Genomic DNA, 15,739 nt, shown 5'->3' with positions numbered 1-15,739 from the left:
GCCGCCCGCAGTCGCGAAGCCCCCGGTTGTTCCCCCGTGATCGGGGGCTTCGTTCTGCCCGCATTCCGGTTTCCGGCCGCCGCGAGGGGCCATTCGTTCACCCTGGGTGACCGCGCCGTGTGCGCCCCATATGCTCCCACCTCGTCAAACGGCCTGTGCGGCACCCTCCTGCGGGCACCTCCGGCGCAGGTACGATGCCCTCGGTGCGACTCGGACGGCTGCTCTGCGCACCGTTGCAACTCCCGTCCGCGGCACAGCGGTTCGACCAAGCTGCCGACGGGCACCGGCCCGTCGGAGAGGCAAATCGGGGGCACGGTTTGTGGGGGACGTGATGGACTTCGGCACGCAGGGCCCCGAGGCCCCGGCCGACCTCGCCTGGCTGCGAGGTGTGGACGCCTACACGATGGGCGCCTATCCGCAGGCGGAGGAGGAGTTCCGCACCGCGGTGCGGATGGATCCCGGGATGGCCGACGGCTGGCTCGGACTGCACGCGCTGCGCGTCGACACGACGACCGCGCTGCTACGGATGTTCCGGCACCGGGAGCGCTTCGGGGAGCAGCGCGCCCGCCATCGCCGGACACTCAACTCCTGGTACTGGCTGGGCTGGTGGGTGCAGCCCGTACTGGAAAGCCCGCGCGATCTGCTGCTCGCGCACGCCTCGCACTGGCTGGACGGTCGCCATGTGCCGGAACTGGACCGGGCGTTGGCCGGTCTGCCGCCGGTGGACACGGACCCGCAGGTCCGGTTCCTGCACGCGTGCCGCGCCTATCTCGTCAAGGACTGGGAGCAACTGGTCCGCAACACCGACCCGTTGATCAACGACGCGATGCTGGGCATCGAGGCGGGTCTGTTCGGCGGCATGGCCCGGGTGCGCCTGGAGATGTACGGGCAGGCGGAGCCGCTGCTGTCGGCGGCGCTGATGCGCTGTCGCAGCGAGCAGCCGCAGCGCAAGGAACTGCGGTACTGGCTGGCGCGGGCCCATGAGGGCACGGGCCGCTCGGCGGCGGCGCTGCCCCTGTACCGGGCGGTGCATCGCGTGGACGCCGCGTTCATGGACACCTCGGCGCGGCTCGCCGCGATCTCCGAGGGCGACGGGTACGACGAGGCGGCCGACCTCGCGGCGATCACCCTCTCCGGGATCGGACAGGAACTGCTGGAGAGCCCGGACGGCATCGACCCCCTGTTCGGCGGCGAGGGCCGCGATCTGAAGCTCTCGGAGCCCGAACTCCCGGCGACCGGGGTCCCGTTGCCGTCCGCGAGCGACTCGGTGCGCGAGAAGGCGGCGCTCCCGGTCCAGCCGCCGCCGACCGGCCCGACCGATCCCGGGCTGCTCGAGGAGGCGCTGGCCGAGCTGGAGCGCATGGTGGGCCTGGAGCCGGTCAAACGCCAGGTGAAGGCGCTCTCCGCCCAGTTGAACATGGCGCGGCTGCGGGCGGGGCAGGGGCTGCCGGTCCAGCCGCCGAAGCGGCACTTCGTCTTCTCCGGCCCGTCGGGCACGGGCAAGACGACGGTGGCACGCATCCTCGGCCGGGTGTTCTACGCGCTGGGGCTGCTCGGCGGCGACCATCTGGTGGAGGCGCAGCGGGCCGACCTGGTCGGCGAGTATCTGGGCCAGACGGCGGTGAAGGCCAACGAGCTGATCGACTCGGCGATAGGGGGCGTCCTGTTCGTCGACGAAGCGTACTCGCTCTCCAACTCCGGTTACGGCAAGGGCGACGCGTACGGCGACGAGGCCCTTCAGGTGCTGTTGAAGCGGGCCGAGGACAACCGGGACCACCTGGTGGTGATCCTGGCCGGCTACCCGGAGGGCATGGACCGGCTCCTCGCCGCCAACCCCGGGCTGTCGTCCCGCTTCACGACCCGCGTCGACTTCCCCTCGTACCGGCCGCTCGAACTCACCTCGATCGGCGAGGTGCTGGCCGCCGAGAACGGGGACGTGTGGGACGAGGAGGCGCTGGACGAGCTGCGCTCGATCGCCGGGCATGTGGTGGACCAGGGGTGGATCGACGAGCTGGGCAACGGGCGGTTCCTGCGGACGTTGTACGAGAAGAGCTGTGCGTACCGGGATCTGCGGCTGTCGGTGTATCCCGGGATGCTGACCCGCGACGACTTGTCGACACTACGCCTGCCGGACCTGATGCAGGCCTACGGCGAGGTCCTGTCGGGCCGGGGCCCCCAGGACCCGTCAGCCCTGTGAGCGGAGGTGAGCGCAGGTAGGGGGCGGGTTCGCGCAGCCCGGCGCCAACGGGGCGCCGCCTGCGCCCACCCGTGCCGCCCCAGGCGGCACGCATGCCCGCAGACTGGGCGGCCGGGACGGCCGGGTCTTTCAGGGGCGCGGGGAACTGCGCGACCAGCCCCCACCGGCCGGCAGCCAAGCGGATCGGGACGGACGGAGTCTTCAGGGGCGCGGGGAACTGCGCGACCAGCCCCCACCGGGGCCGCAGTCGAAGGCGAACCCCCCGCGCCCACAACGCATCAGCTCGCCAACACCTCCGACTGCACCTCCGCCCGAGGTTCCCCCACCTGAACCACCGGAGGTACCTGGCGGTGTGCCGGGTCCCGTACCTCGCCCACCAGCAGTTCCAGCACGTCCTCCATCGCCACCAGGCCGATCACCCGACCCGAGCCGTCCGCCACCTGGGCGAGATGCGTCGCCGCCCGGCGCATCACCGTCAGCGCGTCGTCCAGCGGGAGTTCGGAGCGCAGCGTCGTCATGGAGCGCCAGATGTGCTGCGGCACCGCCCGTTCGGAGTCCTCCAGGTCCAGTACGTCCTTCACGTGCAGGTAGCCCATGAAGGCGCCGTTGTCCGCGACCACCGGGAAACGGGAGTAACCCGTGCGGGCGGTGAGGGCGACCACCTGCCCCGGGGTGACCGAAGGACCCACCGTCACCAGGGACTCGCGGTCGAGGAGGACGTCGGTGACCGGGCGGGAGCCCAGTTCCAGCGCGTCCTCGAGTCGTTCCTGCTCGCCGGGGTCGAGCAGTCCGGCCTGGCCGGCGTCCTCCACCAGGCGGTTGAGCTGTTCGCTGGTGAAGACCGCCTCGACCTCGTCCTTGGGCTCGACGCGGAAGAGCTTCAGGACGAGCCGGGCGCACGCACCGAGCCCCACCGTGACCGGCCCGCACAGGCGGGCGAAGGCCACCAGGCCCGGGCTCAGCCACAGCGCCGTCTTCTCGGGCGCCGCCATCGCCAGGTTCTTCGGGAGCATCTCCCCGATGACCAGATGGAGGAAGACCACCAGTGCGAGGGCGATGACATAGCCCAGCGGGTGGATCATGCCCTCGGGCAGGTGGGCCGCCTCGAAGACCGGTTCCAGCAGGTGGGCCACGGTCGGTTCGGCGACCGCGCCCAGGGTCAGCGAGCAGACGGTGATGCCGAACTGGGCGGCGGCCATCATCTGCGGGAGCCGTTCCAGGCCGTACAGCACCTGGCGGGCCCGCGCGGTGCCGAGCGGTTCGATCTGGCTGCGGCGGACGGACACGAGGGCGAACTCGGCGCCCACGAAGAAGCCGTTGGCGAGCACGAGGAGGAGGGCGAAGAGGAGTTGGAGCACGCTCATCGGGCCGCCTCCACCGCGAGATCCGCCGTCTTCGCGCCGTCGGCGCTGTCAGCGCCGGTGCCGGTGCCGGTGCCGGTGTCCGTGCCGGTGTCCGCGCTGTTCTCTGTGCTGTCCGGGATCCTGATCAGCCGTACCCGTTCGGCGCGGTAGTGGCCGACCTGGCGGACCGAGAGGCGCCAGCCCGGCAGCTCGGCCCGGTCGCCGGGGACCGGGATACGGCCCAGCAGGTCGGCGACGAGGCCGGCGACCGTCTCGTACGGGCCCTCGGGCACGTCGAGGCCTATGCGCTGGAGGATGTCGACGCGGCAGCTGCCGTCGGCGTCCCAGGCGGGGTGGCCGTCCTCGGCCGGGGCGGCGGCGAGTTCGGTCGGTTCGTTGAGCACGTCGTCGTGCTCGTCGTGGACCTCGCCGACGAGTTCCTCGACGATGTCCTCCAGGGTGACCACGCCCGCCGTACCGCCGTACTCGTCGACGACGACGGCGATGGGCTGCTGGCTGCGCAGCAGTTCGAGCAGTGGCTGCACGGGGAGCGTCTCCGGGACCAGCAGCGGCGGCTTGGCGATCCGGCCCGCGGGGGTGCGCAGCCGGTCGGCCGCGGGCACCGCGAGGGCGTCCTTGAGGTGGACCATGCCGACGATCTCGTCGATCCGCTCCCGGTAGACCGGGAAGCGGGACAGACCGGTGGCCCTGGTCAGGTTGACGACGTCCTCGGCGGTGGCCGACGACTGCAGCGCGCTGACCCGCACGCGCGGGGTCATGATGTGCTGCGCGGTCAGCTCGCCCAGCGACAGCGTCCGGACGAAGAGGTCCGCGGTGTCCTGTTCCAGCGCGCCGGCCTGTGCCGAGTGCCGGGCCAGGGAGACCAGTTCGCCGGGGGTGCGGGCCGAGGCCAGCTCCTCGGCGGGTTCCACGCCCAGGGCGCGGACCAGCCGGTTGGCCACGGCGTTGAGCCCGGCGATCACCGGGCGGAAGAGCCGGGAGAAGGCGTGCTGCGGGCCGGCCACGAAGCGGGCGACCTGCATCGGCTTGGAGACCGCCCAGTTCTTGGGCACGAGTTCGCCGATCACCATCTGCACAGCGGCCGCCAGCAGCATGCCGACGACGACGGCGACACCGGAGGCGGCGCCCTCGGGGATGCCGATCGCGGTGAACGGGCCGTGCAGCAGCTCGGCGAGCGCCGGCTCGGCGAGCATGCCCACGACGAGGGAGGTGATGGTGATCCCGAGCTGGGTGCCGGAGAGCTGGAAGGACAGCTCCTTGAGGGAGTCGACGACCGTGCGGGCTCGTCTGTCTCCCTCGGCGGCGGCCTTCTCGGCGTCCGGACGCTCGACCGTGACAAGGCCGAACTCGGCGGCGACGAAGAAGCCGTTGGCCAGGATCAGCAGGAATGCGGCTCCGAGGAGCAGCAAGGGGGTGGTCATGATGCCGCCGCCTCGATATGTCGGAAGGGGGCGGCGCAGGTACTACAGGACGATCCGTCCATCGCTGGAGGGAGTCACTCCTCGGGTAGCAGGGGGCCTCTGAAGACCGGGGGGAGCATCAGTGGCGGAGGCGCGTGGAAACGCCTCCGCCAACAGATTAATCAAGACATGGCCCTGTGCGGCAGGGTGGACGTCCCTGAGTCAGCCCTGATCTTGCTCGGGGTCGCCCGCGGACCGCGCCTCGGTGAGCGCCCGCAGGGTGCGCGCGTCCTCGATGGCGCGCTGTTTGGCGATGCCGGGCTGGATGCCGAGCGCGGGCAGACTCGTACCGTCGCTGAGGTCGAGGAAGACCCACGGGTCGCCCGGACGGAGGTTCACCCGGAGGATCTCCGCCCAGTCCAGGCGCCGTTTGCTCGCGATGTTGACGACGGTGACCCCGGCCTCGTCGGCGACCACCTTCGGCCGGGACAGCAGCAGAAGCACCGAGGACAGCAGGGCGCCGGTGAAGACGAAGCTGAGGCGCTCCCCCGGGCTGAGCTTCTCCAGGAGCAGCGCGATCGTCGTGATGACGACGAAGATCGCGACGCTCGCGGTGCCCAGCACGGCCCGGGTCCGGCCCGGCCGGAAGGTGACGGGCAGCGCGGGCAGCGCCGGCGGAACGGGTGCGGTGGGCTGGTCCTGCATCGGCGTACGGTCCCTGTCGCTCACGGTGTCGGTCGCTTCCCGTGTCCCAGTCGCTTCCGGTGTCTCAGAGGCGGCAGGCGTGGATGGCCGTGGTCAGGATGGCGCGCGCGCCGAGGTCGTACAGGTCGTCCATGATCCGCTGGGCCTCCTTGGACGGGACCATCGCGCGGACGGCGACCCAGCCCTCGTTGTGCAGCGGCGAGACGGTCGGCGACTCCAGACCCGGGGTCAGGGCGACGGCCTTCTCCAGCTGCTCCACGCGGCAGTCGTAGTCCATCATCACGTACGTCCGGGCGACGAGGACGCCCTGGAGGCGGCGCAGGAACTGCTGAACCTTCGACTCAGCAGTCTCGTCCGCCTCCGCTCCGACGCGGCGGATGACGATCGCCTCGGACTTCGTGATGGGCTCGCCGAACACCTCGAGGCCCGCGTTGCGCAGTGAGGTGCCCGTCTCGACGACGTCCGCGATGACCTCGGCGACACCGAGCTCGATCGCAGTCTCGACGGCGCCGTCGAGGTGGACGACGGAGGCGTCCACGCCGTGGTCGGCGAGGTGCTTGGCCACGATCCCCTCGTAGGAGGTGGCGACGGTCAGACCGGCCAGGTCCTCGATACCGGTCGCGGTGCCGGGCTTGCCGGCGAAGCGGAAGGTGGAGCGGGCGAAGCCGAGCGGAAGGATCTCCTCGGCGTTGGCGCCGGAGTCGATGAGCAGGTCGCGGCCGGTGATGCCGATGTCGAGGCGGCCGGAGGAGACGTAGATCGCGATGTCGCGGGGGCGGAGGTAGAAGAACTCGACCTCGTTCTCCGGGTCGACGATCCGCAGCTCCTTGGACTCGCGGCGCTGCTGGTAGCCGGCCTCATGCAGCATCGCCGACGCGGGGCCTGACAGGGAACCCTTGTTGGGGACGGCGATGCGCAGCATGAGGTCGGCTTCCTTTGTGTGTGGTGTGCGGGACGTGAGGGTGGTGCGGGCGGGGCGGGACCTACAGGTGGGCGTACACGTCGTCCAGCGAGATTCCGCGGGCGACCATCATCACCTGGACGTGGTAGAGCAGCTGCGAGATCTCCTCGGCGGCTGCTTCCTTCCCCTCGTACTCGGCGGCCATCCATACCTCGGCGGCCTCTTCTACGACCTTCTTGCCGATGGCATGGACGCCCTTGCCGACCAGTTCTGCGGTGCGGGAAGTGGCGGGGTCGCCCGTGGCGGCCTTGTGCTGGAGCTCGGTGAAGAGCTCCTCGAACGTCTTATTGGACATGGTGACGTTCACTTTACGCGTTGTGCCGGCCGCCCTACCTCCACGGTTCAGATACTGAGCGGAGGGTGGCCGCGGTCGCCACCGCTGCCGTCACCGCCTCGTGCCCCTTGTCCTCGTTGGAGCCCTCGATGCCCGCGCGGTCGAGGGCCTGTTCCTCCGTGTCGCAGGTCAGCATGCCCATGCCGACGGGGACGCCGGTGTCGACCGAGACCTGGGTGAGGCCCTGGGTGACGCCCTGGCACACGTACTCGAAGTGGGGGGTGCCACCCCGGATGACGACGCCGAGCGCCACGATCGCGTCGTAGCCCCGGCCGGCCAGGACCTTGGCGACGACCGGGAGTTCCCAGCTGCCGGGGACCCTCAGCAGGGTCGGCTCGTCGATGCCCAGGTCGTGCAGGGCGCGCAGGGCGCCGTCCACCAGACCGTCCATCACCTTCTCGTGCCACTGCGCCGCGATGACCGCGACCCGCAGGTCGGCGCAGTTGCGTACGGACAGTTCGGGTGCGCCCTTGCCGCTCACGTTCTCGTCTCTCCTCTGTGATCGCTGGTTACTGGTTGCCGCACGGGGACACGGGGGCCGTGTCCAGCCAGGGCAGGTCGTGTCCCATCCGGTCCCGCTTGGTGCGCAGGTAGCGGAGGTTGTGCTCGCCCGCCTGTACCGGCATCGGCTCGCGGCCGGTGACCTTGAGGCCGTGGCGGACGAGCGCGTCGGTCTTGTCGGGGTTGTTCGTCATCAGGCGCACGCTGCGGACACCGAGGTCCTGGAGTATCTGCGCGCCGGCGCCGTAGTCCCGGGCGTCGGCGGGCAGGCCGAGCTCCAGGTTGGCGTCGAGGGTGTCGCGGCCCTGCTCCTGAAGCTCGTACGCCCGGAGCTTGGACAGCAGTCCGATGCCGCGTCCCTCGTGGCCGCGCAGGTAGACGACGACTCCCCGGCCCTCGTCCCGGATGCGTTCGAGGGAGGTCTCCAGCTGGGGGCCGCAGTCGCAGCGCAGGGAGTGGAAGACGTCGCCGGTGAGGCATTCGGAGTGGACGCGGACCAGGACGTCCTCGCCGTCGTCGGCGCCGATCTCGCCGTGGACGAGGGCGATGTGCTCGACGCCGTCGACGGTGGAGCGGTAGCCGTACGCCGTGAACGTGCCGAAGGCGGTGGGGAGCCGGGTCTCGGCCTCCCGCCGGACGGTGGGTTCGGCGCTCTTGCGGTAGGCGACCAGGTCCTCGATGGAGATGATCGTCAGACCGTGCTTGCGGGCGAAGGGGATCAGCTCGGGCAGGCGCAGCATACGGCCGTCCTCGCCGGCGATCTCCACGATGGCGCCGGCCGGCCGCAGCCCCGCGAGGCGGGCGAGGTCGACGGCGGCCTCGGTGTGGCCGTTGCGGACCAGCACACCGCCCGACCTGGCGCGCAGCGGGAAGATGTGGCCGGGGCGGACGAAGTCGTCGGCACCGGCGACGCCGCCCGCGAGGAGCTGAAGCGTGGTGGCCCGGTCGGAGGCGGAGATACCGGTGCTCACACCGTGAGCGGCCGAGGCGTCGACCGAGACTGTGAACGCGGTTTTCATCGACTCGGTGTTGTCGTCGACCATCTGCGGCAGCCGGAGCCTGTCGAGCTCGTCGCTCTCCATGGGGGCGCAGATGAGCCCACGGCACTCGCTCATCATGAAGGCGACGATCTCGGGGGTCGCCTTCTCGGCGGCGATGACGAGGTCGCCCTCGTTCTCCCGGTCCTCGTCGTCGACGACCACGACCGGACGCCCGGCGGCGATGTCCGCGATGGCCTGCTCGATCGGGTCGAGGGACCAGTCCTCGATGTTGTCGGTGCTGTACAGGATCGGTGCCGTGGTCATGCGGGCGCTCCTTCCAGGACGGGCCGCGTCTCCTTGCGGGAGCGCAGCCACCAGTCGCGCATGCCCCACAGGACGAGCGCGCCGTAGATGACGTAGACGAAGCCGGAGAAGGCGTAGCCGTTGGCGAAGTTGAGGGGGACGCCGACGAGGTCGACGAGGAGCCAGGCGAACCAGAACTCGACCATGCCGCGCGCCTGGGCGTACATGGCGACGATGGTGCCGACGAAGATGTAGGCGTCGGGCCAAGGGTCCCAGGACAGGCTCGGGTAGGCCTTGAAGAGCAGCGCCACGGCGACCGTGCCGAGGGCGGCGGCGCCGATCATGGCGGCACGTTCGCGCCAGGTGGCGAAGCGCGGGGTGATGTGACCGTCCTTGCCCTGCCCCTTGTTCCGGTTCCACTGCCACCAGCCGTAGCCGGCCACGAGCATGACGACGACCTGCTTGCCGGCGCTGCCGGTGAGGTGGCCGTAGAAGGCGCCGAAGAGGACGAGGCCGGACAGGAACTGCACGGGCCAGCTCAGGATGGAGCGGCGCCAGCCGAGGGCGAGGGCGATCAGGCCGAGGACGTTGCCGATCATGTCCGACCAGAGGATGTGCTGGTCGAGGAGCGTGAACGCCTCCTTGTTCAGCCAGTTCACTTCGCGTCCCCTCGCGTGTCCAGTGCTCCCGGTGCCCCCTGCGCGCCGAGCAGTCGCTCGACGTACTTGGCGATGACGTCGACCTCGAGGTTGACCGGGTCGCCGGGCTGCTTGCGGCCGAGCGTGGTCAGGTCGAGGGTGGTGGGGATGAGGCTGACGGAGAAGTAGTCCGGGCCCGCGTCGACGACGGTGAGGCTGATGCCGTCGACGGTGATGGAACCCTTCTCGACGACATAGCGGGTGAGGTCGGCGGGGAGTGAGATCTTGACGATCTCCCAGTTCTCGGACGGCTTGCGTTCGAGAACCGTGCCCGTGCCGTCGACGTGGCCCTGCACGATGTGGCCACCGAGGCGGGCGCCCAGGGCCATGGGGCGTTCGAGGTTGACCCGCGAGCCGACGGCGAGGACGCCCAGGCTGGAGCGGTCGAGGGTCTCCGCCATGACGTCGGCGGTGAATTCGTCGCCCTCGTGTTCGACGACCGTGAGACACACGCCGTTGACGGCGATGGAGTCGCCGTGGCGGGCGCCTTCGGTGACCACGGGGCCACGGAGCCGGAAGCGGGAGGCATCGCCGAGGTTTTCGACGGCCGTGACTTCGCCCAGCTCTTCGACGATTCCGGTGAACACTTCCCGGGTCCTCCCTGCCTCTTCGGGCACGGACTCCGGGGCCTGTCGATGACGACAGCTCTGAACGGGCAGGAACACCGGGAGCGACGCCGGACGGAGCTCGACCCATGGCCGAGCGGTACGGCGGCGCGCACGAATGCCCGCCCGCCGCGCACTGCCTCCCATCCGGACTTTAACCGTCGGTCCAGGAATTCCACCTGGTCAACCGGCCGCCGAAAAACAAGCGGACGGGTCGCGGACTATAACCGCCGGTTCGGACTTTCACCGACCCCGGAGTGCGCTGCTTCTGTTAAAGGCCAGTGTGCCACGCCGGGTCGTACTCCATGCGGGTGAGTTGTGTGGACTCGCTCACAAGTCCCGGTCAGCGGGGGACGATCCGGCCATGCGATTGGTCCATACCTATTGACCGTCATGCTCCGGACCTCCTAGCGTCTGTGCCGGACCGGCGGCGGTGACGACGGCCCTTGCCCGCCGCCGGCCCCTCGCCCGCCCTCCCGCTCTTCCGCTCAGGTGGCCGCGGCGCCCCCGAACAGCACCTCCTGGGCGCGCTCCCGGGCCGTCAGCAACGCCCCGCGCAACACCCCGCCACCGCCCAGCGTGCTCGCGCGCACCTCCGCCGGGAGGGGGGACAGACGGGCGAGCCGTTCCTCGACACGGGCGGCGAGCACATCACCGCCGGCCCGGCCGACCTCACCTCCCAGCACCACGCACCCCGGATCCAGGACGGCGACGACGGACGCGGCACCGATGACGACGCGGTCGGCGACGATGTCGAGGAACCGGGCGTGCGCCGGGGCGTCGGGCGTAGCCACGGCGGCCCGGACGAGGGTGGCCGCGTAGGGCTCGTGCGCCTCGGGGGTGACCACCAGGCCCTGCGCGCCCGCCAGTTGGGCGATGGGCGACGCCGCGGCGAGGGAGTGGAAGCCGCCCTCGCACTCCGTGGCCGAGGGGAGCCGTCTTGTCCCGGGCACCGGCAGGAAGCCGATCTCGCCGGTCCCGCCGGAGGCCCCCCGGCGCAGGGCGCCGTCGAGGACCACGGCCGCGCCGGTGCCGTGGCCGAGCCACAGCAGCACGAAGGTGTCCCGGTCGCGGGCCGCGCCCTCGCGCTGCTCGGCGAGGGCGGCGAGGTTGGTCTCGTTCTCGACGATCACGCGGGTGTCGGGGAGCCGTTCCTGGACCGCCGACACCAGCCTGCGGTGCCACACGGGCAGTCCTCCGGTGTCCCGGAGCTCACCGGTCGCCGGGTCGATCAGACCGGGGGCACCGATCCCGACGGTGTGCAGTTGTTCGGCCCCGGCCTCCTTGGCGACCCGCTCGACGAGGGCGACCGCCTGTTCCACGGCGGGGCCGGTGCCGGTGTCGTCGCCGATGGGCACGGACGCCTCGGCCAGCACCTCGCCCACCACGTCGGTCACGGCCACGGAGACGCCCTCGGTACGGACATCGACGGCGGCCAGGTGGGCGAGGCCGGCGACGATCCCGTACACCTTCGCGTTCGGGCCTCGCCGCTGCTCCCCAGACTCCCCCACGACCGCGATCAGTCCGGCGGCGGTGAGGCGCTCGACGAGGTCGGCGACCGTGGGGCGGGACAGGCCGGTCAGCTGTTTCAACTGCCCTGCCGCCAACGGGCCTTCCTGCTGGAGCAGACGCAGGGCGAGCCGGTCGTTGATGGCCCGGGCGGTGCTCGGGGATGCGGGCATGGCGAGATCCTTCCAGATCGGCGGGGCCGCTCCCGCCGCGGGACGGCCGATATCCCGCTATCTATCAGGCAGGGTTCCTGATAGTTTACGGCGGCGCGCGGCACAGGCTCCGCGACCCAGCGAGCAGCAGACCCGGGGAGGGGCCCGCAGAATGAGTGCAGTGCTGTACGAACGAGACGTGGTGAAGCGGGCCCGGTACGCCGTGGCCGCGGTCTTCGCCGTGCACGGCGCCGTCACCGGCTCGTTCGCGACCCGGGTGCCGTGGATCCAGGACCACGCCTCGGTCAGCGCGGGTCAGCTGGGGCTCGCGCTGGCGTTCCCCGCGCTCGGCGCGTCCCTGGCGATGCCGCTCGCGGGCCGCGTCAGCCACCGCTTCGGCGCCCGTACGGCGCTGCGCGGGCTGATCGCGTTCTGGACCCTGGCACTGGTCCTGCCGTCCCTGGCCCCCAACCTCCTCACGCTCTGCCTCGCCCTGTTCGTCTACGGCGCCTCCGCGGGCATGGCGGACGTCGCGATGAACGCGCTGGGGGTGGAGATCGAGAACCGGCTGGGCAAGTCGATCATGTCCGGCCTGCACGGCATGTGGAGTGCGGGCGCTCTGATCGGCGCGGCGGGCGGCACCCTCGCCGCGCATCTGGGTTCGGACGCGCGCCTCCATCACGCGCTCGCGGCGGCGACCCTCACCGTCCTCGGCCTGGCCGCCTGCCACTGGGTACTGGATCTGCGCCCCACCGAGGACGAGGAGCCGCCTCCGAGGTTCGCGCTGCCGCCCAGGTCCGCGCTGCTGATCGGCGCCATCGGGTTCTGCGCGGTGTTCGCGGAGGGCGCGAGCCTGGACTGGTCGGCGGTCTATCTGCGGGACGAGCTGGGCACCTCGGACGGTCTGGCGGCGGCTTCCACGACCGGTTTCATGCTGACGATGGCGGTGGCGCGGCTCATCGGGGACGCCGTGGTGAACCGTTTCGGCGCGGTGCGCACGGTACGCGCCGGCGGCGTGCTCGCCGTGCTCGGCGGTGTGCTCATCGTGGTCGCCGAACAGCCCGCCGTGGCGATGACCGGCTTCGGACTGCTCGGTCTGGGCATCGCCGTGGTCGTCCCGCTCTGCTTCGCGGCGGCGGGCCGCAGCGGCCCCAACCCCAGTCAGGCCATAGCGGGCGTCGCCACCATCACGTACACCTCGGGCCTGGTCGCGCCGAGCGCGATCGGGACGCTGGCCCAGGCGACCAGCCTGGTGGTGTCGTTCGGGCTGGTCACGGTGTTGGCGGGCGGGCTGGCCGGGTTCGCGGGGGTGCTGCGTACCGCCGACAGGGACCGGGCGAAGATCAGTCCGCCGAGCGCAGCAGTGCCTGAGCGCAGGCCCTGAACCGGTCGCTCCACGAGGTGGGCCGCAGGGTCCCCGCGTCGAGCCGGACCAGCACCCGGGTGCCACGGGCGTACGTCGTCCCCCCGTCGGCCGAGCAGAACCGGAAGCCGTAGGTGAGGCCGGTGGTGCCGAGGCGGTCCAGCCACAGGTGCACGGCGTAGGCGCCGGGCCGGTCGACCGGTGCCTCGTAGCCGATGACCAGTTCCCTGACCACGTTGCAGAAGTCCCCGGCCGCCGCCCAGTCGCCCTCGAAGGTGAAGCCGTACCCGTGCCACAGCTCGTTCCAGGCCCGCTCCACCAGCAGCGGGTAGCGGGCGTTGTGGAGCATGCCGAGGGAGTCGAGGTCGTCGAAGTGGACGGTGACGGGTATCAGACGCCCGTACGAGCCGTCGGGGACGGCGGGGGCGGTCGGGGCTTCGGCGGTCACGGGCGGGACTCCTGGGGCGTACGGGGTGAGTGGTGGGTGCAGCTACCTGCGCGCCCTCATCCTAAGCGCACGCTCAGATTCACCCTCCGGGCCGCTCAACGCGCCAGGTCGTAGGCGTACGACGCGGTGAACGTGCCCGGCGTGCCCTTGCAGCCGTCCGACTCCCCCGGCAGCTTGACCCAGAGGTAGGCGTCGATCCGCGCCTCACCGGTGTTCGTGGTCGGCGCCCGCCCGAGTTTCCGGCCGGCCGGGTCGCACCACTCGCCGTCGGGTGGGGCGCCGTTGCCGTTGCGGCTGGTGTCGATCACGGCACCGAGGCTCGCGGGGCCGCCGAGGGCGTCGAGGACCTGTCGGTCGTAGGCGATCTCGTCGTCGGTGCGGTGGAAGTTGGAGACGTTGCTGAAGACGCCGTCGGAGGACGCGGCCGAGGCGGCGCCCGCCTGGCGGAGCAGGGCCGCCTGCTTGGCCGGGGGGTTCCAGCCGGAGTGGCCCGCGTCGTAGTAGACGCGGGCGTTGGGGTTGGCGGACTTGAGGGCGCGGCCCGCGCGGGCCAGTGAGGCGAACCGGGCGGCTCGCCGCGCCGGGGACAGGCAGTCGGACAGGGCGACCGCGTCCGGCTCCAGGATCACGATGACCTCGCCGGAGCCGAGGCCCGCCGCGAACGCGTCGATCCAGCCGTCGTACGCGCCGAGGTCGGGTGCGCCGCCCTGGGAAGCGCCGCCGCAGTCGCGGTCGGGCACGGCGTACGGCACGAGGACGGGGACCCGGCCGGCGCCCGCCGCGCCGGCGGTGACCGCGCGGACCCGGGAGGCGATCGTCGAGGGCGAGAAGTCGGCGAACCAGACCGCCGCCGGACGGTCGGCGATCTCCGCCTCGATGACAGGGCGGCGCGGATCGTCACGGTTGGCGCGGACCCAGTCGAGGACCTGGGAGTCGGGGTTGCGGTAGAGGCGGGGGGACACGGGGACGGGCGCCCGCTTCGGCTCCGGCGCGGGCTCCGTCCTCGTGGGCGAGGGTGTCGGCGTACGGCTCGGCCTTCTCGGCTCCGTCGTACGGGCGGACGGGGACGGGGACTTGGCGGCGCTCGGCGGCGGGGAGACCGGCGACAGGGACACGGCCGGCAGCGGGGCGAGCAGGGGTGAGCCGGTCACCTCGAGTTCGGCCGCGTCGAGTTTGGCGCCGCCGTTGTCGTCGAGCGCGGAGAGCAGCCCGGTGGCGGTGCCGAGGGCGACCACCACCGAGGCGGCGGCGACCATGACGGAACGCCGGGCGGCGCGCCTGCGTTCGGCCCGGCGCGCGGCCAGGCGCTGGGCGCGCGAGCCTGACACGTACTGTTCCCCCTCCTCTGCCGCGGCGGGCGCGTTCCCCCGTTCTGGGTAAGCGTCCGGCCCGGCGGCACGTGCGCCAGCCTAGGACTGGGACCCTGCCTTCATGGTGCAATTGGAACAGTTCACCACTCCCGTCGACCGTGTCGTCTCGCGGATGCGCGCGCTGGACGCCCAACTGCCGCCGCGCGACGGGCTGGCGGTCTTCAACCGTGTCTACCTCGCGGTGACGGAGGCCTTCGACCGGCGCCTGGAGGCCGGCGCGTTCCCGGACCCTGAGGCCGCGATCACCCTGGATGTGCGGTTCGCCGAGCTGTATCTGCGGGTCGCCGAGGACGGCCACGCGCCCGCGTGCTGGCGCCCGCTGCTGCAGTTCCGCCGTCATCCGGGCGTACGGCCGGTGCAGTTCGCGCTCGCGGGCATCAATGCGCACATCGGGCACGATCTGGCGCTCGCCGTGGTGGACTCCTGTCGTACGCTCGACTGCGAACCGGCCGATCTGGAGGACGAGTTCGAGCAGGTGGGCGATCTACTCGTCTCGCTGGAGGAGCGCCTCCGCGAAGAGCTGATGCCGGGTCCCGACCTGCTCCAGATCGCCGATCCGCTCACCCACCTGCTCGGCGCGTGGAGCATGGAACGGGCCCGGGCCGCCACCTGGACCGCCGCCCGCGCACTCTGGGCACTGCGCCGACTGCCCGATGTCGCCGAGGAGTTCACCGACCGGCTCGACGCGGCGGTCGGCTTCGCGAGCCGCATGCTCCTCACCCCGCTGCCGGACTGATCCGGCCACTCCCGCGCAGGGCCTCCGCCACAACTGGATGAACGTTGTACGTTCGACGGCGACAGCACCTCTTGACCTCTTGCGATCTCCAGGAGATCTCTCGCGAAGGAGCA

Annotated in this window: 15 protein-coding genes and 1 riboswitch; of the genes, 3 read left to right on the top strand and 12 right to left on the bottom strand. The window is 71.5% G+C overall.

Going from position 1 to position 15,739, the window contains the following annotated elements; translation table 11 throughout:
• Nucleotides 1–331 precede the first annotated feature (331 nt).
• The gene (locus tag ABZ855_RS29685; RefSeq protein WP_360811988.1) at nt 332–2,197 is read left to right on the top strand and encodes an AAA family ATPase; all 1,866 of its coding nucleotides are present in this window, start codon (nt 332–334) and stop codon (nt 2,195–2,197) included.
• A gap of 278 nt (nt 2,198–2,475) precedes the next feature.
• On the opposite strand, the gene ABZ855_RS29680 is transcribed toward ABZ855_RS29685, so the two are convergent.
• The 10 genes from ABZ855_RS29680 to ABZ855_RS29635 form a co-directional block, all read right to left on the bottom strand.
• Nucleotides 2,476–3,561 (bottom strand): hemolysin family protein, encoded by a 1,086-nt coding sequence (locus tag ABZ855_RS29680; protein WP_360811986.1) that lies wholly within the window; start codon nt 3,559–3,561, stop codon nt 2,476–2,478.
• Nucleotides 3,558–4,982 carry a hemolysin family protein gene (locus ABZ855_RS29675; protein ID WP_360811984.1) on the bottom strand — a complete coding sequence of 475 codons (1,425 nt, stop codon included), beginning with the start codon at nt 4,980–4,982 and terminating at the stop codon, nt 3,558–3,560. The genes ABZ855_RS29680 and ABZ855_RS29675 overlap by 4 nt, the downstream gene beginning before the upstream one ends.
• 201 nt (nt 4,983–5,183) lie before the next feature.
• Nucleotides 5,184–5,666, bottom strand: a complete 483-nt coding sequence (locus ABZ855_RS29670) for a PH domain-containing protein (RefSeq protein WP_319208453.1) — start codon at nt 5,664–5,666, stop codon at nt 5,184–5,186.
• 64 nt (nt 5,667–5,730) lie between these two features.
• Nucleotides 5,731–6,588 (bottom strand): ATP phosphoribosyltransferase, encoded by an 858-nt coding sequence (gene hisG / locus ABZ855_RS29665; protein WP_360811982.1) that lies wholly within the window; start codon nt 6,586–6,588, stop codon nt 5,731–5,733.
• A gap of 61 nt (nt 6,589–6,649) precedes the next feature.
• Nucleotides 6,650–6,922, bottom strand: coding sequence for a phosphoribosyl-ATP diphosphatase (locus ABZ855_RS29660; RefSeq protein ID WP_006378313.1), 273 nt, complete (start codon nt 6,920–6,922; stop codon nt 6,650–6,652).
• Nucleotides 6,923–6,956: 34 nt separating this feature from the next.
• Nucleotides 6,957–7,442 carry a 6,7-dimethyl-8-ribityllumazine synthase gene (gene ribH, locus ABZ855_RS29655; RefSeq protein WP_360811980.1) on the bottom strand — a complete coding sequence of 162 codons (486 nt, stop codon included), beginning with the start codon at nt 7,440–7,442 and terminating at the stop codon, nt 6,957–6,959.
• Between the two features lie 28 nt (nt 7,443–7,470).
• Complete coding sequence (locus tag ABZ855_RS29650) at nt 7,471–8,766, bottom strand: bifunctional 3,4-dihydroxy-2-butanone-4-phosphate synthase/GTP cyclohydrolase II (RefSeq protein WP_360811978.1); 1,296 nt, start codon at nt 8,764–8,766, stop codon at nt 7,471–7,473.
• Nucleotides 8,763–9,404: a nicotinamide riboside transporter PnuC gene (gene pnuC / locus ABZ855_RS29645; protein WP_360811976.1), complete on the bottom strand. Its 642-nt coding sequence runs from the start codon at nt 9,402–9,404 to the stop codon at nt 8,763–8,765. Before pnuC ends, ABZ855_RS29650 begins: the two co-directional genes overlap by 4 nt.
• The gene (locus ABZ855_RS29640; RefSeq protein ID WP_360811974.1) at nt 9,401–10,030 is read right to left on the bottom strand and encodes a riboflavin synthase; all 630 of its coding nucleotides are present in this window, start codon (nt 10,028–10,030) and stop codon (nt 9,401–9,403) included. The genes pnuC and ABZ855_RS29640 overlap by 4 nt, the downstream gene beginning before the upstream one ends.
• Nucleotides 10,031–10,177: 147 nt before the next feature.
• Nucleotides 10,178–10,313, bottom strand: a riboswitch (FMN riboswitch).
• Nucleotides 10,314–10,536: 223 nt separating this feature from the next.
• Nucleotides 10,537–11,730, bottom strand: coding sequence for an ROK family transcriptional regulator (locus tag ABZ855_RS29635; protein WP_360811972.1), 1,194 nt, complete (start codon nt 11,728–11,730; stop codon nt 10,537–10,539).
• Between the two features lie 151 nt (nt 11,731–11,881).
• Here ABZ855_RS29635 and ABZ855_RS29630 point away from each other — a divergent pair, with 151 nt between their 5' ends.
• Nucleotides 11,882–13,093 carry an MFS transporter gene (locus ABZ855_RS29630; protein WP_360811970.1) on the top strand — a complete coding sequence of 404 codons (1,212 nt, stop codon included), beginning with the start codon at nt 11,882–11,884 and terminating at the stop codon, nt 13,091–13,093.
• Here the strand turns inward: ABZ855_RS29630 and ABZ855_RS29625 are convergent.
• Both ABZ855_RS29625 and ABZ855_RS29620 read right to left on the bottom strand, forming a co-directional pair.
• Nucleotides 13,053–13,520, bottom strand: coding sequence for a thioesterase family protein (locus tag ABZ855_RS29625; RefSeq protein ID WP_360811968.1), 468 nt, complete (start codon nt 13,518–13,520; stop codon nt 13,053–13,055). The genes ABZ855_RS29630 and ABZ855_RS29625 overlap by 41 nt on opposite strands.
• A gap of 95 nt (nt 13,521–13,615) precedes the next feature.
• Nucleotides 13,616–14,776, bottom strand: a complete 1,161-nt coding sequence (locus tag ABZ855_RS29620; RefSeq protein ID WP_360812081.1) for a glycoside hydrolase family 6 protein — start codon at nt 14,774–14,776, stop codon at nt 13,616–13,618.
• Between the two features lie 175 nt (nt 14,777–14,951).
• Here ABZ855_RS29620 and ABZ855_RS29615 point away from each other — a divergent pair, with 175 nt between their 5' ends.
• On the top strand, nt 14,952–15,626 hold the full coding sequence (locus ABZ855_RS29615) for a DUF5995 family protein (protein ID WP_360811966.1): 675 nt from the start codon (nt 14,952–14,954) through the stop codon (nt 15,624–15,626).
• Nucleotides 15,627–15,739 lie beyond the last annotated feature (113 nt).

Origin of the sequence: Streptomyces sp. NPDC047042 (assembly GCF_040644035.1) — a bacterium.
Taxonomy (GTDB): domain Bacteria; phylum Actinomycetota; class Actinomycetes; order Streptomycetales; family Streptomycetaceae; genus Streptomyces.
This window is presented reverse-complemented; position numbering and strand designations above follow the sequence as displayed.